The organism is Candidatus Zixiibacteriota bacterium, from assembly GCA_036480375.1.
Lineage (GTDB): Bacteria > Zixibacteria > MSB-5A5 > GN15 > JAAZOE01 > JAZGGI01.
Window position 1 is genome coordinate 201,860 of sequence record JAZGGI010000024.1, and the last position, 26,183, is coordinate 228,042.

The window sequence follows — 26,183 nt, forward strand, 5'->3', positions numbered from 1 at the left end:
ATTTACTCGCCTCGACTTTTTATACAACTTAATATTTGTAATTAGAGTGGTCAAGTAACAGGCTTTGATCAAGGCTTAGTAGTGTGTTTTAACCTCTTGGATGCGAAGGGGGGTGATAACGGGCCAAAGTATTACATGATATACACTCTTGTAGGTGTACTTACCACGAGATGATGTTAGGAAATGTAAGTTTTTTGTGGAGGTCTCTCACCTAACCTGGGACGGTTCTATACGAATCCGCATATCTTTGCTATCCTGCATTTCTCAATGGTAAACAGTTTCTCGGCGCTTCAATTCTGAAGTGCCGAATGATACAGGGATTTCTTCCCTAACCGGAAATCCCTGTATGTGGCGATTTACGCCGCAAAATCCCGTTACTGCAGTTACAAATCTATTTCGTAACGCAGAACTTTTAAAAAACCTTAATTGGGAAGGTTAAATGATGACAATGACAAAGAAACTATTTTTTTTAGGTTTTCTGGTATGCCTTTTCACCGCCGGTCAGGTCTTCGCGACAGCGCGTCACGTTGTCGGACCGGGCGCCGGATTTGGCGAATACGAGACAATCCAGGCCGCTCTTGATGACTGTATCAACGGTGATACCGTTCATATTCATGTCGGTGTGTATCAGGAAACCTGCACCGTAACCGATAACGATCTCCTAATCCTCGGTGATGGCAGTGTCGAATTAATTGCACCGACCTATCAAGTCGGTACTGCTTTTAATCTTACCGGCACCGATGGAGTCATAATGACAGATATGACAATAATGAGCTATGCCACTGGTTTAGGTGGATCCGGGGTAACCAATTTGTCCGTATCCGACGTGATCTTGGATGATAACCTCGGCGGCGTCTCAATGAACGTGGCCGATGGAATGTTCGACAATGTCGTCGCGTCCAACGGCACCTGGGGATTCTGGATTTACTCCACCGGTTCGCTAAACGCTGACAGAAATACTCTGAATGTATGTCAGTCATTCGGTCATACCGGAAATGGTGTTGCACTTGATAATAATGCCGGCGCCTCTGCCATGGATATGTGCGCTGTTAATTTATGCGATATTCATGACAACGGCAGTGATGGTATTAGGATTGCCGGGCAAACCACTAACGCGTCATTGACTGATAATACCCTGGCCACTAACGGCGATGATGGTATTGATGCTACTGACGGGACTTCAACTGGTTTGACCTGTACAGGCAACGATATCTCAGGCAGCGGCGACGATGGAATCATTGTCGCTGGTGATGGTGCTGTGTCGGGCAACGTTATAAATGGAGGCGCTAGTGGTATTGTAATTGGTCCTTCAGTTGCTTCCATAGCAGTTTCCGGAAATGACATTGATGGAGCTGTCGGCAATGGTATTACCGTTGCTGGTATGGTAATCGGTGCAATTTCCGGTAATGACGTTCAAGGTTGTGCGGTTGGTATTAATGTTGTTTTCGCATACCCCATGACAGGACATTATTTACGGATTCACACCAACTGCCTGAATAACAATGGCGTATCCGCAATGGATGTTAATCCATTTGCCTCGCCGTGGGACGTGCTATGGGAGTCTGTCAGCAACGTGGGCAACTTTTATTCGGATAATGTCGCCAGCTTGTCGGTGTTCCCGATTCCGGGCGGCGCCAACATGGGTCGTTACGCCATAATGGCGACCAATACTCCGACTCCGGATAATGATGATCTGGCTCTGGGTGAAACCATGGTTGTGGATTTTGTCTATGATGCTGGTGATTGCGATCCGTTCATGGCTCTTAAGGCGGCTGATTTTGTCATTAGCTATGATGACGCCCTTTTGGATGTTGTCTTAATCGAAGCCGGTGACTATTTACCGGGTGAAGTCGCTTTTGTTTATGACAATTCAACAGCAGGCACAATCGCTATCGATATCGGTAGTGGTGATTCCGAGGCCCAAACGGCCTCAGGAACTTTGGTTACTGTTACGTTTGAAGCCAAGGGTGACGCCGTCGGTGCGGGAAGCATAACTGTTGCTTCATCCTATAAGGATATGAACAACGATCCGATCCCGGCCATGTCACCGGCGATGGCGTTTTCGGTCTCCGATCAGGTTTCTCCGTGGTTTGTCAGCACCGCTCTCAGCGGTTCGCCGACCGGGGACGATGTCTATTCGAACGCTTTTGACATGACTCTCGATTTTGAACTGGGTGATGACTATTGCCTGTTGGGTCTCTATTATAAGATAGACGGTTTAGGCGGATGGATTCCTATAGTCTATCCGGGTGGAGCCGGCGTCTTAACCTATACCGGTTCACACCTCTTTGATATCAGCGCTCTCGTTCCGACCACTGGCGATCATACTTTGAATCTGCTTCTTTATGATTGCACCGCTTGGGGCACGAACCACGTTCTTCTTGACCTTGCTTTCTCGGTTGACAATACCGCTCCGGCGACTCCGGCGTTTGATCTTACTTCGCAGGATTGCGCCGAAGCTGGTTGGACGCACGTTGTTGGCGTAACTATCGATGTTACGACCGATTACAGCGCCGACCCGACCGATCAGGGCGAAGTACAGTGGGCATATAGTAGTGATTTGCGTCTGATTCAGCCGTTTGTGGCCTCATTTAACGTCGATCTGGACAACACCACCTATCCGGGTGATATTGTTCATACACTTTATGTCCAGGTGACGGACGTTTATGGCAACAAGAGTGGCTGGGGCAGCAACAGTATTGAATACAATACCAGCGCCCCCGATAATTCGCTGTACTCCTTTAATGTCCCTACTCGGTCAAGATTTACTACGGTAAATGGATATGTCGAAAATTGGGGCAACTACGGCGCTACTATGTATGCCTATTCGATTAACGACGGCGGAGCCAGCTTGACATGCGACGACGCAGATTGGCAGGCTTGCTACTGGCCGATTGGAAATGCATTCCCATTCTCAGTCTATTTGGGAGACGATCCGCTTGACGACGGCGATTACGAAGTCTCATTTGCCGTTCAGGACGACGCCGGTAATGTATCCATAGTTGAATCGGATGTCATTACTCTTGATCGCACTGTTCCGGTTATTGAGAACTTTGTAATTTACGATCCGGATGGAAGCGAATGCTCCAACAACTGGAATCATAAATATGATCTCGGAGTTTCGGGCACGCCTAATCGCTTTAAAATGGGCGATGTCTCCGGAGCCGGTACCTATTCTGTGTTAGGTACGCCTGACTCAGTTGGCACCGACGGATTCACATACTATTCCGGAATGTATCTCTACACCAGCGGCGGTTCGCCGGGTGATGTTATTAGCGTCTTTGCCAGCGTTAAAGACAATGTTGGTAACGTTAGTGATGAAGCCGAAGCGACCAGCATGATGATGTGGGGTACAACCAGTGTCGGTACTCTGGCGATTAATAGCGGCGATGTCTGGACTAATGATTTAACCGCTAATCTCGCTCTGACCGGCGCTACCAGCAACATTACTCATATTCGTATGGGTATGTCCGGTAGCTCGGCCGCAATGGTTCTAACTGGCGAGCCGTGGATTGAGTATGTTCCGGGCACTCATACATTTGATATGACCGGAGCGAATGAATGCAACTGGAATTATATCCATCTCGAGGGCAAGAACTGCTCCGATATGGTTACCTCTGTCCAGGCTTGGGACAGAATAGCAGTCGATACCGAAGCTCCTGTTATTGACCTCGTTGAGATTCGCGGTGGAGCGGCAAAGACCAGATATCTTAACAATCCGATAACTCTGACTTTAACCGAAAACTGTTACAGTGGTGTTCCTTACCAGATTAAGATTTCCGAAGATGGAACCTTTGGCGATCCCGCTAAAGGTGACATTGCCTATCAATCTTATACTGGTGCCGAAACGCATACTTTTGACGTTGGCGATGGCCTGCGAAAAGTATATGTAATGATAAATGACCGTGCAGGTGGCGAAGATCTTGATTCCGCTACCATTATCCTCGATCGTGAGAAACCGACCGGTGTTCTGGAAATCGTAGGTGATCCTGCTTGCGGCGCGGCCGCCGGTTATACCTGTTCGCAGACTGGCAATACTCTTGAGGTTACCGCTATTTCCGGTGATGCTGTTTGGGTGAGATTCCGCAACTGCGCTCCTTCCATGGAAACATCATGGATAGCGATTACTCCTCCCACCATTTTCTATAACCCGTGGACCTTACATTCAGCGGGCGAAGGAACCAAGTGTGTGGAAATGCAGTTGAAAGATGATGCCGGTAATAAATCGGCTTGGATTTCCGACGATATCATCCTTGATACCACGCCTCCGCTCTGGTCGTCAATGGGAAGCCCGTCATTTACTGCGGTGCCTTCCGAAGGTGACGGCAGTAAGAACGGTTGGCCGGCCAGTGTCGATCTAAGCTGGTCCGAGCATACGAATGCTCAGATGTACGGCGTAAACTGGCAACGAACGAACGATTATCCTCAATATGATGACGTTCTTCCGACCCATCCGCCGACCATTACATCTGACTTCGTTGGCGCTCATGATATTGCCGGATTAGAGCATACCTTTGTCGCCGAAGATATGGTTCCGGATATTTATTACTTCAGCCTCTTTATCAGAGATGATGCGGGTAACTGGAGTACAGATTATCTGACGACAGAAGGCCAGAACTACTTCGGCGCCGACTTCAATGTGGACGGTGAGATTGAGTTCTCAGAATTCCTTACCATGGCTAACGCCTTCTATGCTCTTGAGGCTAAGACCGGTGTCTGGAATGACACTTGCGATATCGGTCCGACGACAACTGGAGATTATAATGGCTATACTACAGTCGATGGCAAGATTGACTTCGATGACTTCCTGATCTTCCTCTTCTCATTCGATGCCATGGCTGCTGAGAAGAGCATCGGTCGCAATCCTGTGATTGCCAAACCGGCCATTGGAGATGTCACTATCTCGGCTGAGATTCCTCAGGAATTCAAAGCCGGCGATGATGTCTATGCGACAATTCGCGTCAATGAATCCGCATCGGTCAAGGCTCTCAGCCTGACAATGACCTATGATACGGATTTATTGGAAGCGGTCTCAATTGAAACCGGTGAGATGTTTGATAATGACCGGGCGGTTCTGGTTAACCAGATCAATGGTTCCACAGTTAATATTGATGGCGCCATATTTGGTCAGGATAATCAGTTCGAATCATCCGAGATTGCGGTAATCAAATTCCGCGCCTTACAAGACGGCAGCTTCGAATTCTCAGAGCCTGAAATGGATTTGAGAGATTTCAATAATAATCATATCGATGTTGCCTTTAGTTCGGTTTACTCATCGGGTGCATTACCTGAAGTATTTTCAATATCTCAAAACTATCCCAATCCGTTTAACCCGACAACCACTATTGATTTCGCTCTTGCCCATTCCACCGAATGGCGAGTTGAGATATTCAATATTGTTGGGCAATCGGTTATGACCTTCTCCGGTAACGACGGTCCAGGCATGGTTAACATAACCTGGGATGGCAGCGACCATAATGGTGAAAAGGTTGCTTCCGGTATTTACTTCTACAGGGCCAGTGCGAATAACAATGGGTATGTCAAGACCCAGAAAATGGTTCTGATGAAGTAAGCCAAATATTTGATCAAAGCCTTGAGGGGGGTTTTGAAGCGGGTGAAGCGGTGCGGCGCATACGAAGCCGTACCGCTTCGCCGCAAAATTAGGAAAGAATAGACTACTTTTTTGGTTTCTGGAGGAAAGACAATGTTAACAATGAAATCTTTGATTATCATCCCGATTGTCCTCCTTGTGGGGACGATTATGTGGGCGAGCGGGGATGTTGCGGCTCAATCATTATATCTGACGCCGGATTCGGTCAAAATATCGAGCGGTCAGTCAGAAACATTTGATATCGAACTTTGGGCCGACGACGCGGTATCGGGAATGAATCTCTATACCGTATATATAAATTACAATAAAGAACTTTTAGATTTATCTTATCTGGCCGATTCGACATTTTGGATCTGCGCGGCTTTTAACGTCGATACCACCTGCCTCGATTCATTCTGCACCGATTGGTTTTATGATTCAATACCCACCGATTCAATCTGCCTTACATATTTGGAGGATTCGACGTGCGTTGATTCAGTATATTTCGAGTGGTTGGTTGATACGTTATGCATCGATTCAATCTATGTAGTTGAAACTTATGACTCTACCTGCATGGATTCTGTATTTCTCGAATGGTGGGTTGATTCCACGGCAATCGATTCGATCTGTATTGAATGGCGGACTATAGATTATACCTGTATTGATTCCATGTTTGTGGAATGGGAAGTGGATTCATCTGCCATAGATTCTCAATTTATCGAATGGGATGTTGATTCTACTGCCATTGATTCAGCCTGTACGGAATGGCAGGTCGATACTACCTGTATCGGAACCTGGACTTGTATTGAATGGGATGGGGAAACGTGTATAGATTCGGTGTGCTCCGAAGAACAGATAGATTCCACCTGCATCGGCCTATGGGAATATACTGCCTGGGATTTGGATTCAACTTATATAAATGACTGGGTTATAATTGAATGGTTTGTTGATTCCACCTATTTTAATGATTGGGTATGCCTGGAGTGGGACCCTGTTCAGGAATGCGTCACCTGGGAAGCGACAGCCTGGCATCTCGATTCAACTCTTTACAATAATTGGCATTGTACCGTTTGGGATGTCGACACTACGGTCGTCGATGCGTGGGTATGTACGGAAGATCAATTCGACTCAACTTATTTTAACGACTGGATATGTCAGGCCTGGGATCCGGAGCATATATTTATCTGTCTGGGTTGGAATTATACGGCCTGGGACGTCGATTCGACCTGTGGTGGGGGTTATGAATGCACTTATGCCATTTATGATTCAACTTGCGTTGGAGATTCGGTAGAAGCAGATCCCGTTTCCGCCAATAAGATGAATGTCGATACAACTCAGTATCCCGTGGATGAGGGACCGTTGATGCATCCGCCTAATGCCGTAACAGTACCTTTTTATTCCCGATTTAATGAAGATTCGACCAGGCTTATTATCGAATCATTGATATTCTGGGAGCGTATCGCTGTTGACGGTCCGGGACATCTGGCGACTATTCATCTAAAAAATATTGGCAGCGGTATCCATCATATGACCATTGATTCGATTTATGTCAGCGATGTAGATGGTGTTGAATTACCGGTATCGGGAGAAGGGAGTGTTTTACTCCTAAACGCGCCGCCTCAGGAATTTAACCTGATACAACCAGTCAACCTGTTTGAAATGGAATTCGAAATAGGAGATTCCCTGAGTTTTTCATGGGGAGAAGCGGTTTCGTATTATGATTTGGATCCGATTATATACGAGCTACAAATTTCGGATACTCCGGATTTCACTCCCGGGCCGGATACAAAAGTCTTTTCCGGAATTATCGGAACCTCGATAAAACTCGATGCCACCTCCGATCTCGGAGTGGGGCAATTGTATTGGAGAGTAAAGGCGATAAGTAGTTATGGAGCCGAGAGATTATCGACGCAAACAGATTGGTCGATCATTTTAAGCTCATTAATGCTTCCACCGGGAGAGTTTGATTTAACGATTCCTATTCATGACAATCACATTAATACTATAGACGGACAGGATGAAGAATTTAACTGGACCAAACCCGCTTCGAGTATTCCTGATGATACCCTGACTTACTTACTTCATATTTGGCTGGAAGACGAAGATCCTGAATTCGAAGACATAATCCTTGATAATCTGGATACGAATTACGCTCCGATTCCGTTGAGCAATTTTGATCTCTATTTCGCCTATAATTGGAGAGCCAAATGTATCAATCGCGTGGGCTTATCGACCTGGTCAAGCCAAACTTTTAGAATGAGTTTTTACGTGAGAGGCGACGCCAATGTAGATGATAACGTCAATATCGGGGATGCGGTTTACATTATAAATCATGTTTTTAAGGGAGGGCCAGGACCGGCCCAAACTCTATACGGGGATGCCAACTGCGACGGAGAACTCAATGTGGGGGACGCTGTTTATTTAATAAATCATGTATTTAAAGGAGGCTCACCCCCGTGCTCTGATTGACGACGTAAAAAATAGGGATTAACATCCCTAACCCGCCCCTCGCAATTCCTGGTTTGTCTTTCCCCAGGAAAGCCCCTTTCGGCGCTGAATCACCATTCGGCGGCAAAGGGGCTATTTTTTAAATTATCGGACATTTCCCCATCAAAATCACGTAATTTCGCAATAAACTTTTTAATCATAACTGCCGATTTTATATATGGATCAAAGGAAAAGCTGCCAAAGTGTTGAAAATAAAGTGCTCTGATTTCTTTCCGAGTTAATAAGAACCTTGACAGAATTGAGTTTCGATATTAAAATGACATAACGGCTCCAGTAAATTTAATGGCATGCACGGGGTTTCAATACTTCCTAATGTCGTTCCCAGGTTAGGTGAGAGACCTCCGCATGCCTTAAAAAAAGTATAGATAAGTATATTCAATTGCCATTTTCGTCGAATCATTGCTTAAAATAATCATATTCCCTTAAAATATTTGTTATATCATGTCCGATTTTTTCTTATAATCTCATAACTGATTAATCATATTATTTAGGATAAATCAAGTGCATCGTTACCCACATAACCCAATCTTAACCAGAAATGATATACCCCCAATCCAACCCCACTTGATTGATGTCAGTTCGGTTTTCAATCCCGGAGCGATAATTCATAACGGCAAAACGGTTTTATTGCTCAGAGTGCAAAATCGGGGCCGGGAAACCTTTCTCATGAAGGCAAGCAGCCCAGATGGCTACAAGTTTGAAATTGATAGTCATGAGATAATACTCAACGGTATAGAGAAAATAGAATCCGATATTTTTCATATTTATGATCCCCGGATAATATATCTCGATAGCCGTTATTACATCGTCGTCACGATGGATCTGGAATCCGGCTGCCGACTTGGTCTGATTGTTACCGATGATTTCGAAAAATTCGACTTTTTGGGCATTTTGTTTGACGAAGATTCTCGTAACGGAGTTTTGTTTCCGGATAAGATTAACGGCAAATATATAATGTTGGATCGACCTAATGTGATTCGAATGGTTGGCAACGCTCCAACCGGTTCGGCCATCAGACTCATGGAATCCGATGATCTTTTGACTTGGTGGCAATCAAAAATCTTAATGAAAGGGAAAGAACATTATTGGGATGAACTTATCGGAGCCGGACCTCCGCCCATTAAAACCGAGCAGGGCTGGCTTTTGATTTATCACGGGGTCGCCACCCATTTTGCCTCTTCAAATATTTATCAAGCGGGTGTTGCCCTTCTCGAATTATCTAATCCCGGGGAAATAATATCGCGCGGCAAATATAATATTCTGGAGCCGCGCGAAGATTATGAACTGATCGGCCAGGTGCCCAATGTAATTTTCCCCACAGGGGCGGTAGTGCCCGGATTACCCCTCGGAGATACCGCGAAACGCAAAGACGAACTATGGCTTTATTATGGCGCCGCTGATACTTCCATCTGCCTTGCCACCGATAAAATAGGTGACTTGATCGATGCCTGCTTTGCCGGTTCGTAAAAGGAGATCATAAAATTTGAATGATATAAAAGAAAAACGCCAATAAAAAAGGCAAACCGACACAATTTCAGAGGTTTCCGATATGAGAATAAATTTATGTATTGTATATTTAATCTGTGTGTTATTACTCCTGTCCTGTCAAACCAATTTCGATGGGGCGAAAACAAAAAAAATCTCTGATGACAGCTTTCCCATTCCTCAAATAGATTTCTCGCCGAAAAATTATATCTGTTACATGACATCAGGCACCATAAATATAGATGGAAAATTGGATAAGCGTTGCTGGTCGCTCGCGCCGTGGACGGATTGTTTTATCGATATCGAAGGAAATAATAAATCGAAACCCCGGTTTAAGACGCGGGCCAAAATGCTCTGGGATAGCTCCTGTTTTTACATCGCCGCCGAAATGGAAGAACCCCATGTCTGGGGCAAACTCCAAAAGCGAGACGCCGTCATTTACCATGATAACGATTTTGAAGTCTTTATTGATCCGGATGGTGATACGCATGAATATTATGAACTGGAAGTAAACGCTCTTAATACCCAATGGGATTTATTGATTAACAAACCCTACCGCGACGGCGGCCCGGCCATTAATGCCTGGGACATTCAGGGCTTGAAAACAGCTGTTTATATCGATGGGACAATAAACAATCCCGGTGATATTGACCGCGGTTGGAGCATTGAGATAGCGATTCCCTGGAATGTTCTGAAACAATGTGCCCATCGCCCCGCCCCACCCAAAAACGGAGATATCTGGCGAGTCAATTTCTCGAGAGTAGAATGGCAAACCTTCATCGACGACGGACAATATATAAAGCAAACCGATTCCGCGATAGGGAAGATTCTTCCCGAAGATAACTGGGTCTGGTCGCCGCAGGGACTAATCGCGATGCATTATCCCGAAATGTGGGGATACGTTCAATTCTCAAATACCGTTGTCGGCGATGGAGAAGATGTATTTATCGATCCGAAAAACGCTTCGGCTCGATGGTTTCTTCGCAAATTGTATTATGCTGAACAAACCCATCGGATGCAATACGGCCATTTTACAATCGATTTATCCTCATTGAATTTGGATGTTACGGCCATCGAAGGTTATATTTGGCCGCCCGATGTATCTATATCAGAAACTCAATTTGAGGTCATACTAAAATCATCGGGTCAAAATTCGAATCTTCATATTACTCAGGATGGCAGAATCTGGAGTTCCGAAAACTGACAGAAACTTATGATATTGAAAAATGAAGAAGGAAAATCCATAGAATGAATTTATCCCTTATTGATTGGGCCATTGTATTTGTTGTACTGGGACTGATGTTTTTCTCCGTATTTGCCGCCAGACGTCTAATGCGCAGCGTCGCCGATTTTCTCGCCGCCGGTCGTTCGGCCGGACGATACGTCATCAGCGTTGCCAGCGGCGTGGCCGGTCTGGGAGCTATCACTATCGTTGGCAATCTCGAAATGAATCTCATCGCCGGGTTTTCCATGGCCTGGTGGGGGATGAGTTCGGCCCTGGTTGTACTCGTTATCACTGTCTCGGGTTGGGTCATTTATCGTTTTCGCCAAACCCGGTCTTTGACTCTACCGCAGTTTTTTGAAGTCCGCTACAGCCGCAATTTCAGAATATTCACAGGGATGATCGCGTTTCTCTCAGGTATTATCAATTTTGGAATTTTCCCCGCCGTGGGTGCGAGGTTTTTTATTTACTTTTGCGGATTGCCGCATGAGATATCATTGATGGGATTATCCGTCAGTACGTTTCCTTTGATTATGATAATTCTGTTGAGTATGTCATTATATTTTGTCTTTTCCGGGGGACAGATCGCCGTAATCATCGCCGATTTCTTTCAGGGACTTCTCGTCAATATTGTCTTTGTCGCCATCATCATCTACATGTTTATATCGTTTGACTGGACACATATCTTTGAGGCTTTATCGTCGGCCCCAACAGATGCGTCTCTCATAAATCCATTTAAAACGAGTCATGTCGAGGATTTCAATTTCTGGTATTTTCTGGTTGGGATTTTTGGAATAATGTATGGCACGATGTCCTGGCAGGGAACTCAGGGGTACAATGCCTCTGCCAAAAGCGCTCATGAGGCCAAAATGGGCAGTGTTTTATCGGGTTGGCGAGGATTGCCCCAGACCTTACTTTTTATGTTTATACCGATTGTCGCCTACACGATGTTAAATCACGCCGATTTCTCAGGGATCGCTTTGCAGGTGCAAGACGCCATTGCCGGAGCCGAAACCGAGGCCGTCCGTAATCAATTAAAAGTACCGATGGTGCTCTCTCATATTCTTCCCCGGGGATTGATCGGAGCCTTTGTCGCGGTTATGGTCGCCGCTTTTATTAGTACCCATGATTCCTATCTGCATTCCTGGGGCAGTATCCTGGTGCAGGACGTGATAATGCCGTTCCGAAAAAAACCGTTTACCCCAGGGCAGCATCTTAAAGCGCTGCGCCTCGCAATAGTATTCGTAGCCGTCTTTATATTCTTCTTCAGTCTGTTATTCAAACAGAGTCAATATATATTTCTGTTTTTCGCCATTACGGGGGCCATCTTTGCCGGCGGTTCCGGCGCGATTATTATCGGGGGATTATACTGGAAACGAGGCACTACCGCCGCGGCTTGGGCGGCTATGATTACCGGATCGTCGATCGCCGTCGGAGGGATTATTATTCATCAAATCATTGATGACTTTTTTATTAATGGTCAATGGTTCTGGATGATAAGCATGTTCGGCAGTTCGGTGGTTTATATGGTCGTTTCTCTTTTGGGTAAAGCTCCCACTCATAATATGGATAAACTTTTGAAACGTGGGCAATATGCCGTGAAGGATGAAAGTATAATCATCGCTAAGGTTCCTTCTCGTGGTTGGAAAATGCTTGGTATGGGAAGAGAATTCACACGCGGCGACAAATTCATTTATATTGTCAACTATATCTGGACCGGCGTCTGGACAATTATATTTATTGTCGGCACAATTTATAATCTGACCCATGATGTCGGCGACGAGAGCTGGATGACTTTTTGGAAAACGTATATTTTAATTCAAGTCGTGTTGGCGGTTATTTCCATTGTTTGGTTTTCCATAGGCGGCTTCCGAGATTTGAATAAGATGATTAGCCGGCTGAAAACGATGAAACGGGATGATTCTGACGACGGCTTTATAACCGAAGATAATCATTCCTGAGATCGAAATTGCGTGGAGTAGTTAGTGAACAAAAAAGAAGAACAAATATATATCAATCGATTTGATAAGTTTCGAGATCGAATCGCCCATCGGATTATTATCGATTCGATTCCCTTCAAAGCCGAGTATTATAATTGCAAAGAACCGGTCGCGTTTTCCAATCGATTAGACGGAAATTACCAAAAAATTAATGCCGGTGAAATCTGGGGGCAGGCATGGCAAAGCGCATGGTTTCACCTTGAAGGAAGCGTTCCCGATAATTGGAGCGGCGGCAAAATCGTGGCACATCTCGATTTTGGCGGGGAAGGATTGGTTTATAAACCTGACGGTGAGATAATTCAGGGTATTACTAACGGCTCAGTCTTCGACGCGGATTTTAGCCGGGATATTGTTCATCTCGATAGCACTATTCAAGCCGGGGATAAGATTGAACTCTGGGTAGAAACGGCAGCCAATGGACTTTTTGGAGTTATCACAAATCCCGATCCCGGTCTCGACGCACCAGACCGTTACGGTATATATGACGCCCGAGTGAAGGCAATGAGCCTTGCTTTATTCGATTCCGAATTATGGCATCTCTGGCTTGATTTGAAAATTCTTATAGGTCTTGTTAAAACTCTTCCCGAAGACAGTATCCGTCGATCCAGGATTATAAGATACCTTAATAAAGCTATCGATGTTTATGCCGACACGAGAGAAAATCTCGACAAGTGCAATGCCATATTAAAAAGAGAATTAAACAAACCGGCGTCTGCTTCCGATTTGACCGTTACTGCCGTGGGGCATGCTCATATCGACACCGCCTGGCTCTGGCCGGTCAGTGAAACGGTTCGTAAATGTGCTCGAACCTTTGCCAATCAATTGAAACTAATTGATGAATATCCAGAATACGTTTTTGGCGCTTCGCAGCCCCAGCATTATCTCTTCGTGAAAAATCACTATCCCGAGCTTTATGAAAAAATTAAATCTGCCGTCAAATCCGGACGCTGGGAACCGCAGGGGGGAATGTGGGTCGAAGCCGACTGTAATATCATTTCAGGAGAGTCGATGATTCGGCAGATATTACATGGCAAAAATTTCTTTAAGGATGAATTTGATTATGAAGTCGAAAATCTCTGGTTGCCGGATGTTTTTGGATATTCTCCGGCGCTGCCGCAAATAATGCAAAAAAGTGGTCTCAAGTATTTCCTGACGCAAAAATTAACATGGAATCAAATCAACGAATTTCCGCACCATACATTTATCTGGCGCGGAATAGACAGCCGTGAAGTTCTCGCTCATTTCCCGCCGGAAAATAATTACAACAGCCAACTCGGAACCGATTTTCTTGTTCCGGCTCAAACCCATTTCAAAGAAAAAGACCGTCTGGATCAATTTCTTAGTCTCTTCGGCGTTGGTGACGGAGGAGGCGGCCCCAAAGAAGAAAATATCGAACTGGGTCGTCGGATGGCCGACCTTGAAGGAAGTCCTCGGGTTAAGTTCGGACGGGCCCATGAATATTTTGACTGGCTTGATTCTCAGCGTGATAAATTGAAAACCTGGGACGGAGAGTTATACCTCGAACTTCATCGTGGCACCCTGACCTCTCAAGCCAGAGTAAAGAAAGCCAACCGAGAACTGGAACTGAAACTTCGCGCTCTGGAAATGTTATGGTCAACGCTTCCTCTGGATAAATATCCACATGATGAAATCAACGAAATATGGAAAACCGTACTCATAAATCAATTCCATGATATCATTCCCGGTTCGAGCATAACCAAAGTCTATCAAACCACTCACAAAGAGCATACCGAAGCTCTCGAAAAATGTGAAATGTTATTTGAAACCGCCGCTGAGCAACTATTCGGAAAAGACAACGATTCATTGGTATTATTCAACAGTCTGGCCTGCCCCTATGACAATTCGATTGCATTACCGGAAGGATGGACGGCTTGCAGTCAAGTGGATAAACCAAATGACATACTGCCTGCGCAGGATGAAAACGGAAAAACGATTTCAAAAATCCATATCGAGCCTTATTCCTTCCTGACATTAAAAAAGTTAAATAACCCCTCATTGTCTATCACACTAAAAGATTCTTTGATCCTCGAAAACGGTTTAGTGAAATACGAGTTCAATTCAGACGGCCGACTCATAAGCGCCTATGATAAAGAAACGCGGCGGGAAATTATGCGCGAGGGCGATGCGGGAAATCTGCTTACTCTCTATGATGATCATCCCAACAATTGGGACGCCTGGGATATCGATATTTTTTACGAAGGCGCTATTGTTGATCGCGCCAAATCATGCAAAAATTTCGAAAATATATCAGGACCGGTTCGCAGTATATTGACATTTGGAATGAAAGTCGGCAACTCATGCATCACACAGAAAATTATTCTAACCGCAGACAGCAAAAGACTTGATTTTAATACCGAAGTTGACTGGCAGGAAAAACATCGCATGCTCCGCGTTTCATTTCCGGTAAACGTATCGTTTCCTCAAGCCTCATTTGATATCCAGTACGGCTATATAAAAAGACCGACGCATTGCAATACATCATGGGATAAAGCCCGCTTCGAAACCGTTGGCCATCGGTACGCTGATTTATCCGATAACGAATATGGTGTGACCTTGTTGAACAATTGCAAATATGGATACAAAGTGCATGATAATATTCTTGATCTAAATCTCTTGCGTTCGCCCAATTATCCGGATCCCGATGCCGATATCGGACACCATAAATTTACATATAGTCTCTTACCGCATCAGGGTGACTTGATTCATTCCCGAGTCATAGCCGAAGCGGCCAAATTAAATCAGGGAATTGAGATATTTAACGGATACAAATTTGACTGGCGCGAGATGCCCATTTCAATCGACGGAGACGGAATATCTTTGGAAGTTGTCAAAAAGGCCGAAAAAGAAAATTGCCTGATTTTGCGTCTGTTGGAAACGAAGGGCAGAGGTTCGCGAGGCCGATTATATGTCAAAAATAATAAAGATCGCAATCTTATTGAAACCTCGCTGATGGAATGGAAAGACGAAAGATTGTATCCTCCGCAGGAAACCTACGAGATAACTCTCAAACCGTTCGAAATTAAAACCTACAAATTAAAGGGATAATTTTATGTCCGGAAAATTCCCAAAAGCCAAACATATCTTGTTATATGCCTTTACTCTTTTGTTTATTTTCAGTAACTCATGTTTTTCACAAGAATATTCAATTGAAATCTTTCAAAAAAACGATATCCATTTCTCACTCGATGAACCGTCAAAATACGCGACGACCGAAGTCCTCTCGGCCGATAACGGAAGAGAGATCTATAGCGAAAAACAACTCCCGACTATTGGCGATCAAATGAGAATCACCGCTCATGTCGAACTTAACCCGATTCCCAAAGACGAAATTACCGTGCACGATAAATGGGATCGAGCCGGAAATATAAGATTGAGTAAAGATGGGATGGCCGATATCGAAATTGTCAAGTTTATTACGTCCTACGGCGGGCATACTGTTTATAACGTTGACGTATCGCATCTGGCCGCGCTTTTGCAGGACAAATGCGTTTTCAAGGGATTTGTCGACACCTGGGTTTCGCCGGCCTGGAAGGTCGATTTTTCCCTGAAGTTTGAACCTATCGAAGATAGTACCGGGGAAGATATATATATCGATTACGTCTATAATCCTGACTGGGTGGAAGGCATCATGTTCACTGAGGCCTACACTTCCAAAGAGCACGGTGAAAAGGGCGTGGAAATCGATGTGACCGTCCCGGATGATATGAAATGCGTCGTAATGAATTATTTTGTCTCGGGACATTGCACTGACGGTTCGGGAGCCGATGAATTCATTCCCAAAGACAATGTTATCTACGTTGACGATCGAATCGTCTATCGGTTTCAACCCTGGCGCGATGACTGTCGTCAGTTTCGAGAAATAAATCCGTACACCCGCCGCTGGTCCGACGGTTACTGGTCGTCCGATTACAGTCGCAGCGGATGGTGCCCCGGCGACAAAGTCGATCCGGTTCAAATCGATCTGTCCGATTATCTCAAACCGGGTCAACATAAAATAAAATTCGTGATTGAAAACGTCCGCCCGGATGATGAGAAAAACAATCATGGCTACTGGCGAATATCCAGCCACCTGCTGGGATGGAAAAAGAAGGCTAACCTGATCAAGTGGTAAACATCATCCCTCATCCTACTGAATGTATCTGAGAATAATATGCTCTTTTAAGCATGCGATTATCCCGGTTTTTGTCATGGCTTCCAGAGTTTGATGGGAGTAATTCCCGAATTCAAAAATCCATCACCTCCAATAATGATTCCAGCCATTGAAATATTTGACTATCCTGCCACGACATCGGATCAAATCCGCAGAACCTTTCCGGTCAGCATGATGAACATATTGATGAAAATATTGAATGTTATCAATGCCATGCCTCGACGGTCAACCCAAATTTGGCAATCACCGGTTTAGGCCAACATATCAATGGCTCAATTGAAGTAGAATTTTCAAGCGGCGACGGGACTTTTGCAGGCGGCCAGTACAGCAACGTCGGCTGCCACGATACCGAAAGCTGGTAGACTTTCTGAAATAAATCCAGAACTTTCACTCGGTTGCATAAAATCGCTTGCATGTTTGGAAAATAATCTATAATTTCAAAGATGCTTCGCACTATCCTCGCAACATTTTTTTAGACTGGATTAATTATGAATCATTTTATCAATCTGTTTATGGGATCATCCGCCCGGATGACACGCAAAATGGGGCTGATATTTTTCGTACTGATGACTTTCGTGTCAATCGGATCGGCGTTATCACAGACAACGCCGGTAATCGGTATCCGTGATAAGACACCGGATGTGAAAGCGTTTATAAACGCAAAAATAATTGTATCTCCCGAAAAAACTATTGACAGCGCAACGATGATAATAGGAAACGGTAAGATCCTGGACATCGGCCGGGATGTCAAAATACCGGATGAGGCTGATATAATCGACATCAAGGGAAAAACAATTTACCCGGGATTTATTGAAACCGTTTCAGAATACGGGTTACCGAAGGAAAAAGACGGTCGTTCCACAGGACGGCGCGGATCAAACCCGCCCAAATATGAAGGCGACCGTATCGGTGGAAATGCTTGGAATAACGCCATCCATGCCGAGAAAAACTGGGGTCAGTCTTTTCGCCCGTCTTCTGACGATTCCAAGCAGTTTTTGTCGATGGGTTTCACGATGGTCCAATCGGCCAAACTCGACGGCGTATTTCGCGGTCGCTCATTTGTGGCGTTGCTCGGTGACGGCTTGCCCAATGATTTACTGATTAAGCCGTACGGCTCGCATTTCGCGTCGTTTGCCAAGGGCAGTTCACAGCAATCATATCCCGGCTCGTTATTTGGAATCATTGCCATGATTCGCCAGACATTTTATGATATTGATTGGTATCAAAAGGCGCATCAGGCTTATTCGCAGAATAATAATCAAAAGATGCCCGAATTCAATTCGGCAATAGAAGCATTACGCAATTTAAAAAATGAAAAATTGATATTTGAAGGCGACACCGGCAGTCAGACAATATTGCGCTCGGCTCGGATCGCCGATGAATTCGGATACGATTTTGTGCATATTACCGGTGGCCGAGAATATGCCTGGTTAGACGAAGTCAAAAATACCGGTGCGACCTTAATCGTCCCTCTTAATTTTCCCAAAAAACCCGCATTGGAAAATCCTCTCGACGGCCTGGATAATTCATTATATACTTTGCGTCATTGGGAAACAGCGCCTTCAAATCCGGCCCGGCTGGAATCAAAAAATATTACCTTTGCATTAACCACGCATCGCCTGGAGAAAAAAAAATCTTTCTGGGAAAACCTCCGCACCGCCATGAAGCGAGGCTTAACCAAAGAAAAGGCTTTTGCCGCCTTGACGACGATTCCCGCCGAAATTTGCGGTGTTTTGGATATTGCGGGTACTTTGGAAAAAGGAAAAATGGCTAACTTCTTCATTTGCGACGGTGATATCTTCGAAGAGGAATGCGATATATATTCAGTCTGGGTAGCCGGTAAGAAAAACGATATTACTCCTTTTCCGGTTACTGAATTTTCAGGCGAGTATGACCTGACAGTTAACGAACAAGCGCTGACGCTGATTCTGGAAGGGAAACCGACAGGGCTTTCCGGTAAAGTTCAAATGGATGAATGGAAGGAAAAAATAAAAAACGTCAGCACTGAACGTAATTTTGTTTCCTTCTCGGCTATTATTGACAGCGTTAAAGACGCGGGTTTATCGCATTTTACCGGTCGTAAAGAAAACGATAAAATTACCGGGAAGTGCACTTTGCCGAATGGAGCATTTGTTGATTGGAGCGCGATTAGAATAGGCGATGTCCCCGAAGAAGAACCGGAAGCTGATACAACAGCCACAGATGAGAATAAAAATGATAAACCGAAGAAGAAGGGCAAGAAAGACAAGGATAAAAAAGAAGAATTCTTTGCCGGTTTCACTTATCCCAACATGGCTTTCGGCATTGAGTCATTACCTGTTCAGGAAGATGTTCTAATAAAGAATGCCACGGTCTGGACCGCCGAAGATGCCGGTATTCTGGAAAGCACGGATATTCTCGTCAAGGACGGGAAATTCGCGAAAATCGGTCAGAATCTGGAAGCGCCTTCCGGTGTCAGAGTAATTGATGCCTCCGGAAAGCATGTTACTCCCGGAATTATCGATGATCATGGTCACATCGCGGCATCCGGCGATATTAATGAGGGTACTTTTGCGATAACTCCTGAAGTAAGAATCGGCGATGTTGTTAACCCCGAGGATATAGCGATATATCGTCAGCTGGCGGGAGGTGTAACAACGGTTATGTGCCTGCATGGTTCGGCCAATCCTATCGGAGGTCAAAATCAAACGATGAAGTTGCGCTGGGGCTCGAATGCAGAAGAAATGAAATTCAAAAACGCCGCTCCTACTATAAAATTTGCCCTCGGTGAAAACGTCAAGCAGAGCAACTGGGGCGATAATATGCGGAGCCGTTATCCTCAATCCCGGATGGGCGTCGAATCAATCATGAGGGACGTGTTTCAGGCGGCTCGCGAATATGAACAGGATTGGGAAAAGTATAATGAACTTTCCAAAAAAGAAAAAACGCGAACCATCCCGCCCCGCAAAGATATTGGTCTGGACGCAATTGTTGAAGTCTTAAATTCGAGGATGATGGTTCATTGTCATTCCTATGTTCAGAGCGAAACTCTGATGATGATGCGGCTGGCGGAACAATTCGGCTTCAGGATTGATGTCTTTGTGCATATCCTGGAAGGCTATAAAGTCGCCGATGAGATGGCCCGACATGGTGCTATGGCCACGACTTTCTCGGATTGGTGGGCATATAAATTCGAGGTTTATGATGCCATACCCTACGGCGGTGCTTTAATGGCCGAGAAAGGTGTTAATACGTCCTTCAATTCAGATAGTCGAGATGTGGCCCGGCGCTTAAATCAGGAAGCCGGGAAAGCAATCCTGTATGGAGGAATGGCTCCTGAGGAAGCCATCAAATTGATTACGATTAATCCCGCGACACATTTGGGAGTTGATCAATATGTGGGAAGTATCGCCGAAGGCAAGGACGCCGATTTCTCAATTTGGAACGAATACCCGCTTTCAATTTATGCCAAAGCCGAACAAACCTGGATTGACGGTAAGAAATATTTCGATATTGAAACCGATAAAAAACTGCGCGAGGCAGTCAACTCGGAAAGAAATAAATTGATACAAAAAATCCTGAAATCCTCTAAAAAAGGCGGAGGTAAGTAAAATGAAAACAGCATACGAAATTAGAGGATTTATTCATTCCATTAATATGGCAAAAGCCATGACTATATTTTTAGTCGTGACCGTATCTTTTTATGTTAGCGTTGCCGCGCATGATTATGTACCGGGCGAAAAACAATCCCAGCCCATCCTTCTCAAAGGAGGCAATCTGCATACAATCAGCAATGGTCTCATGGAAAATACCGATATACTTTTTGAAAATGGACGAATCGCAAACATTGGAACAAATTTGACATTGCCTGATAATACTGAAATAATTGATGTGACCGGCAAAGAAGTCTATCCGGGAATTATCGCACCTGCCACCAATATCGGACTTACGGAAATCGGGGCCGTAAGAGCTACGAATGATACTCGCGAGATAGGTATGATTAATCCCAATGTCAAATCTCGCATCGCTTATAATCCGGATTCGGAGATTATTCCATCGGTCAGGGCTCATGGTATCACAACGGCCCTGATTGTGCCCGGTGGTTCGGTAATCGCAGGTATTTCCAGCCTGATAAATCTCGATGGCTGGACGGTCGAGGATGCCGCCGAAAAAATCGATCTCGGCTTACATCTTAATTGGCCCGGTGTATTGAGCGGGGGAGGACGATTCGGGCGCCGACAGGATCCCGGTAAAATACGCGAACGGCAAATTCAGGCCCGGGAAAATATATATCAAATGTTCAGAGACGCTCGCGCCTATTATAATGCCCGTCAAACCGATGCGGATATGAAGATTGATGAACGCTGGGAAGCGATGATGCCGGTTTTCTCTGAGGGAATGCCGGTCTTTATCAGTGCCAATGATTATCGACAGATTGAACAGGCCGTTAGTTTTTCAAAAGAATTCGGTCTCAAAATGATCCTGGTCGGAGGTGGGGATGCCTGGATGTGTACCGATTTACTAAAAGAAAATGATGTCCCGGTCATCACTCGTTCAGCCGAAGGCCGGCCTATGCGCGCAGATGAAGCCTACGATATGGCCTTCACCTTACCGGCTAAACTCGCCGAAGGCGGCGTTGATTTTTGCATTGGTCAAGCTCGCGGAACGGGCACGAGAAATTTGCCGTTTCAGGCTGGACGAGCGGCTGGTAACGGTCTTTCAAAAGAAGAAGCCCTGAGAGCTATTACTCTTTCTACAGCTGAGATCCTTGGAGTTGCCGATGATCTGGGTTCTCTCGAAGTCGGCAAGAAAGCGACCATTGTCGTATCCGAAGGTGATATTATGGACATGGTGACTCAAAACGTTGTCCTGGAATTTATCGAAGGCCGCAAAGTCGATTTGAACAATAAACACAAAGAACTTTACGAAAAGTACCGTCAAAAATCATTGAATTGATTTTAGTAATTCATTCAATATTAAGACCGTCTGATTTTTTCAGGCGGCCTTTTTTATATTATGCATTATAGCCTTATTTTCGTTCCCAATCGCAACTGACAGGCATTTTTCAAAACGACCGACGCTGCCGCCAAATCCTGCACGGCATTTCCTACCGACTTAAAAAATGTTATCTCATCATCTGATTTTCGACCTTCAATTTCACCTGATGCGACCTGACCAATTTCGCCTACGATATCATGCTCTGATATAATTCCATGCCGGAGAGGAATTATTATATCACCCGCCTCTTCCAGATTTGAAGTAATCGAATCGACAAAAATTCTTGACCGGGCTACTGTATCCAAAGGAATCTCCTGCATTTCCGGCGTGTATGATCCGACCCCGTTAATATGAGTTCCGTTCGATACATTATTATCTCCAAAAACCGGTTCGGAAGAATTTGTGGCGGTACAAATTATATCTACTTCGCACAGGCGATCCATATCATCCGCCGCAACTAAATCTACCTCAATCTTATCCTTAAAATCGTAAATGAATTTCTCGGATTGATTTGGGTTGCGATCGATTATGTATACTTTTTCAATATTTCTTACCGCGCACACTGCTTCAAGCTGCTTTCGTCCCTGCCTTCCGGCGCCGATTATCGCAGCCACTCGTGTGTCTTTTCGAGCCAGCAAATTGGTCGCCAATCCGGACGCCGCGCCCGTTCGGATGGCCGTAAGTGACGCTCCATCCATAATGGCCAGCGGTTGACCCGTCTCCGCGTCGAATACAGTCACCAGGGCATGTATCAGTGGCAATCCTTTTTCAGGATTCTTATTCGAAACGGTAACGGTTTTGATTCCGATTTTGGTTTCGCTGGGGAGATAAACCGGCATAATTAAAGTCATGGCGTCATGCTCATTTATTTTTGTGTGAATTCTTTGCGGCACGATAGCCTTCCCCGATGAAAGTTGAACAAAAGCGCCGCGCATGGCTTCAATCGCGTCCGGCATTGACAGACAAGATTCGACATCGGAACTCGATAAAACTAAAATTGATTTTTCAGACATAACAGTTCTCAACTTAACTTTTCAATATCATTTAATTTCTATCGCAGAATAAATCCATGTTTCAAAGGATCATCGGGATCAATTACGAATTCATGTACTCCGGTTATGTACGCCCGCCCCTCAACTTCAGGAATAACTGCTTTATGAGGTCCGAAAACAGTCTCTTTGATTATTCGACCTGTGAATTTGCTGCCGATAATGCTCTCTATCACATACGGTTCATTTAAACCGATTTCCCCGCGGGCATAATGAATCGCCATAAGGCCGCTAACGCCCGTTCCGGTCGGACTGCGGTCAACTTCTCCTTCGGCGAATATACAAACATTACGACTATCGGAAGAATTGTCTTCGGGCGGACCAATAAAAATCGTCCCGTATAAAAAATTCAAATCATGTTCAAATGGATGCTCAATTCTGTGGGATTTCATAACCGCCCGCTTGATCATCATTCCTTTTCTGATTAATTCATAATGATCTTGCGGCAGGCAAGTCAATCCCACATCTTGTGCCTGAACGTAAGCGTAATAAGCCCCCCCAAAAGCGAGATCATATCGAACCCGACCCAGTTCGGGCACTTCAACTTCGGCGTCGAACGTATCAGCATACGAGGCGACATTATGAAATCGAACGCTTTCAACGTTTCCATTTTTTATTTTGGCGTACGAGGTAACCATACCGGAAGGCGTATCGATTCTGATAACGGTCTCCGGTTCCCGTATTTCCATTAACCCTGTTTCCAGGACAACTTTAGCTATAGCGATAATCCCGTGTCCGCACATGCTGCTGTAACCTTCATTATGCAAAAACAATATCCCGAAATCAGCCTCCGGCGATACGGCGGGAGTTATAATACAACCGTACATATCGGCATGGCCGCGCGGCTCCCACATCAGGGCGGTGCGCAAATAATCATATTTTTCAAGTGCGTGCCGCCTTCTTTCCAATATCGTTTGTCCGTCCAGTTCGGGATAACCGGCTATTATTACCCGCAACGGTTCGCCTTCGGTGTGAGCGTCAACAGTTTTAATTTTGACCCATTCGTCCGGAGGTTTCCAATCTGAGAATTGAATTGGAAATGTACTCATTTTTTTCTCCCGTTATTTAATGTTACCCAATCTGCCCGGGTGAGTATAACAATAAATATAGATTAAATCCGTCTTCAACATATGGCAAGGAACATTTTGAGATTGTATATGAAATTGAGAAATTATATTGTCTGTCAGCGAGTTAAGATAAGCAGAACTCTGAAAGATTGGTGGAAGAATATGAAAAAAAGATGCGCCTGGGCCGGTGATGATCCTCAGATGCAAACCTATCACGACGAAGAATGGGGCGTCCCACTATACGATGATCAAAAACTCTTTGAGTTTTTAATTCTCGAGGGTATGCAGGCCGGACTAAGTTGGTCAACAATTTTGAAAAAAAGGGATAATTTTCGGAAAGCGTTCGATAATTTTGGCGCCTCTAAAATCGCCCGCTACCGCGGCGCACGAATCGAGAAATTGATGAATGACGCGAGCATCATTCGCAATCGGATGAAAATCAAAGCCGCCATTTCGGGAGCCATAGCCTATTTGAAAATTCAAAATGAGTTTGACTCCTTCCATAAATATATCTGGCAGTTCGTGGGCGGTAAACCGATTGTTAACAAATGGAAAACTCTCAATGAAATTCCGGTTTTCACCCCTGAAGCAGAAGTAATGAGCAAAGATTTAAAGAAACGCGGATTCAACTTCGTCGGGCCGACAATTTGTTATGCTTTTATGCAGGCAACCGGCATGGTCAATGACCATACTATAGATTGCTTTCGATACAAGCAAGTTTTGAAATGGAAGAGGCGATCATTGGAATAATCTTATAATTGCAGCGACGGCGAATATTTATTATTGGGGTGATTATGGAAAATAAAATGCTTGAGAAAAGGATTAAATATCTACTCATTTTTTTTATCACTGCTATGATCTTAAGCGGGTTAACGGCATTCCCCATAGAAAAAGGTCTTGGATTTCTTAATTCTAATTTCGGCCCCGGTACTATTATGGAAAATTACTGGCCGGCTATGTCGCAGTGGATCGGGCGGGTGTTTGCGGGAGTGGTTAATACATATCACCTTTATCCGTTCATCGCCTATGGCACCGATTGGCTGGCCTTCGCCCATATCGTTATCGCAATCGCCTTTATCGGACCGCTGCGCGAACCGGTCAAAAATATATGGGTTGTGGAATTTGGCATGATTGCCTGCGCTCTTGTTTTGCCGCTGGCCTTGATCTGCGGGCCTATTAGGGGCATACCCTTTTTCTGGATTCTGATAGATTGTTCTTTTGGAGTTTTGGGATTTATCCTACTCTGGGTAACACGAAAGTATATTTTGAGATCGGCGACAATATACTCATCTAACGATCAATGATGTTTTGCAGAAATTTGTATAACGGTTTCAACAGCAGGAATTGCTCATTTAGATATTTCGCCAGCCTTGATGATAACAATAATGAATCAGGGTGTCTATATTGAACCAGGTAAAAGCTCTTCTTTTGATACCATTCCTGCAACCAATCCGGAATATCCCCGCTTAAAGACCGTTTATATTCTTCACCGGCAAGATCAAATGCTTTCCCGCGAACAAAAGGGGCGATAACCTTTTTAAAAGCCCCCGGATTAGCTTCCAATTGGTCGCGAAATCGATCCATCGTATCGCGCGAAGCTCGATAAAACCCCATCCCATAACGGTACATATTATCATCTGACATTATTTCAAAGAAGAATCCGGGATAATCCTGCCATTGTTTACCGTTTCTCTTAAACACCAACCACATGTTTTTTTTGAACAAAGATTTATCTTTTGAAAAACGCGTGTCACGGTACATTTTGGTAATAGTCTTATTGATATTCGGGCTGGTTTCAATCTTGGGATCGATTTCAAGCATAGTTCCGCTCAATCCTGAAACCAGGTTTCTGAAAGGCGTTAATACATATTCTTCATATTTCATGCGATTTTCTTCAAACCATTTCTTGTCATTTTTCTTTCTATTGTTCTTGAGAAAAGATATGGTATCCTTGTGGAATCCATTGAACTCCAGTTTATTATGTTTACTTTTCACCTGGAATACTCCATTGCTTAAACGATTAAATCTATAGTTAACAATGAATGCCGAACAAAACAATCACATTTTATTTATTAATCGCACTCTTTACATCCCGAAAATAATTTGGTATATAC

14 protein-coding genes are annotated in these 26,183 nt (G+C 44.6%); 11 read left to right on the forward strand and 3 right to left on the reverse strand.

Annotation, left to right across the window (positions count from 1 at the left end):
* The first annotated feature begins 439 nt into the window (after positions 1-439).
* From V3V99_06995 to V3V99_07035, 9 genes are all read left to right on the forward strand, one after another.
* Positions 440-5,572 (forward strand): cohesin domain-containing protein, encoded by a 5,133-nt coding sequence (locus tag V3V99_06995; protein ID MEE9442397.1) that lies wholly within the window; start codon positions 440-442, stop codon positions 5,570-5,572.
* Positions 5,573-5,704: 132 nt separating this feature from the next.
* Positions 5,705-8,059, forward strand: coding sequence for a dockerin type I repeat-containing protein (locus V3V99_07000; GenBank protein ID MEE9442398.1), 2,355 nt, complete (start codon positions 5,705-5,707; stop codon positions 8,057-8,059).
* 540 nt (positions 8,060-8,599) lie between these two features.
* Positions 8,600-9,565, forward strand: coding sequence for a glycoside hydrolase family 130 protein (locus V3V99_07005; protein MEE9442399.1), 966 nt, complete (start codon positions 8,600-8,602; stop codon positions 9,563-9,565).
* An 82-nt stretch (positions 9,566-9,647) separates the two neighbouring features.
* On the forward strand, positions 9,648-10,787 hold the full coding sequence (locus tag V3V99_07010) for a carbohydrate-binding family 9-like protein (protein ID MEE9442400.1): 1,140 nt from the start codon (positions 9,648-9,650) through the stop codon (positions 10,785-10,787).
* Between the two features lie 44 nt (positions 10,788-10,831).
* A complete protein-coding gene (locus V3V99_07015) occupies positions 10,832-12,766 on the forward strand; it encodes a sodium:solute symporter (GenBank protein ID MEE9442401.1) in 1,935 nt (644 codons plus the stop codon).
* 24 nt (positions 12,767-12,790) lie between these two features.
* A complete protein-coding gene (locus tag V3V99_07020; GenBank protein MEE9442402.1) occupies positions 12,791-15,871 on the forward strand; it encodes a glycoside hydrolase family 38 C-terminal domain-containing protein in 3,081 nt (1,026 codons plus the stop codon).
* A gap of 4 nt (positions 15,872-15,875) precedes the next feature.
* Positions 15,876-16,937, forward strand: a complete 1,062-nt coding sequence (locus tag V3V99_07025) for a peptide-N-glycosidase F-related protein (protein MEE9442403.1) — start codon at positions 15,876-15,878, stop codon at positions 16,935-16,937.
* A 527-nt stretch (positions 16,938-17,464) separates the two neighbouring features.
* Positions 17,465-20,566 carry an amidohydrolase family protein gene (locus tag V3V99_07030; protein ID MEE9442404.1) on the forward strand — a complete coding sequence of 1,034 codons (3,102 nt, stop codon included), beginning with the start codon at positions 17,465-17,467 and terminating at the stop codon, positions 20,564-20,566.
* Between the two features lies 1 nt (position 20,567).
* Positions 20,568-21,911: an amidohydrolase family protein gene (locus tag V3V99_07035; protein ID MEE9442405.1), complete on the forward strand. Its 1,344-nt coding sequence runs from the start codon at positions 20,568-20,570 to the stop codon at positions 21,909-21,911.
* A gap of 65 nt (positions 21,912-21,976) precedes the next feature.
* Here V3V99_07035 and V3V99_07040 read toward each other — a convergent pair whose 3' ends face one another.
* Together V3V99_07040 and V3V99_07045 are read right to left on the reverse strand one after the other, a co-directional pair.
* Positions 21,977-22,966, reverse strand: a complete 990-nt coding sequence (locus V3V99_07040; protein ID MEE9442406.1) for an ornithine cyclodeaminase family protein — start codon at positions 22,964-22,966, stop codon at positions 21,977-21,979.
* 38 nt (positions 22,967-23,004) lie between these two features.
* The gene (locus tag V3V99_07045) at positions 23,005-24,051 is read right to left on the reverse strand and encodes a proline racemase family protein (protein MEE9442407.1); all 1,047 of its coding nucleotides are present in this window, start codon (positions 24,049-24,051) and stop codon (positions 23,005-23,007) included.
* 180 nt (positions 24,052-24,231) lie between these two features.
* Here V3V99_07045 and V3V99_07050 point away from each other — a divergent pair, with 180 nt between their 5' ends.
* Together V3V99_07050 and V3V99_07055 are read left to right on the forward strand one after the other, a co-directional pair.
* A complete protein-coding gene (locus tag V3V99_07050; GenBank protein MEE9442408.1) occupies positions 24,232-24,819 on the forward strand; it encodes a DNA-3-methyladenine glycosylase I in 588 nt (195 codons plus the stop codon).
* A 44-nt stretch (positions 24,820-24,863) separates the two neighbouring features.
* A complete protein-coding gene (locus V3V99_07055; protein ID MEE9442409.1) occupies positions 24,864-25,373 on the forward strand; it encodes a hypothetical protein in 510 nt (169 codons plus the stop codon).
* On the opposite strand, the gene V3V99_07060 is transcribed toward V3V99_07055, so the two are convergent.
* Positions 25,360-26,064, reverse strand: coding sequence for a DUF2461 domain-containing protein (locus tag V3V99_07060; GenBank protein ID MEE9442410.1), 705 nt, complete (start codon positions 26,062-26,064; stop codon positions 25,360-25,362). The genes V3V99_07055 and V3V99_07060 overlap by 14 nt on opposite strands.
* Between the last annotated feature and the right edge of the window lie 119 nt (positions 26,065-26,183).

Coding starts and splice junctions, on each gene's coding strand:
- V3V99_06995 (MEE9442397.1), top strand. CDS start 440: ATGATGACAATGACAAAGAAACTATTTTTTTTAGGTTTTCTGGTATGC.
- V3V99_07010 (MEE9442400.1), top strand. CDS start 9,648: ATGAGAATAAATTTATGTATTGTATATTTAATCTGTGTGTTATTACTC.
- V3V99_07055 (MEE9442409.1), top strand. CDS start 24,864: ATGGAAAATAAAATGCTTGAGAAAAGGATTAAATATCTACTCATTTTT.
- V3V99_07025 (MEE9442403.1), top strand. CDS start 15,876: ATGTCCGGAAAATTCCCAAAAGCCAAACATATCTTGTTATATGCCTTT.
- V3V99_07040 (MEE9442406.1), bottom strand. CDS start 22,966: ATGTCTGAAAAATCAATTTTAGTTTTATCGAGTTCCGATGTCGAATCT.
- V3V99_07050 (MEE9442408.1), top strand. CDS start 24,232: ATGAAAAAAAGATGCGCCTGGGCCGGTGATGATCCTCAGATGCAAACC.
- V3V99_07000 (MEE9442398.1), top strand. CDS start 5,705: ATGTTAACAATGAAATCTTTGATTATCATCCCGATTGTCCTCCTTGTG.
- V3V99_07030 (MEE9442404.1), top strand. CDS start 17,465: ATGAATCATTTTATCAATCTGTTTATGGGATCATCCGCCCGGATGACA.
- V3V99_07045 (MEE9442407.1), bottom strand. CDS start 24,051: ATGAGTACATTTCCAATTCAATTCTCAGATTGGAAACCTCCGGACGAA.
- V3V99_07035 (MEE9442405.1), top strand. CDS start 20,568: ATGAAAACAGCATACGAAATTAGAGGATTTATTCATTCCATTAATATG.
- V3V99_07015 (MEE9442401.1), top strand. CDS start 10,832: ATGAATTTATCCCTTATTGATTGGGCCATTGTATTTGTTGTACTGGGA.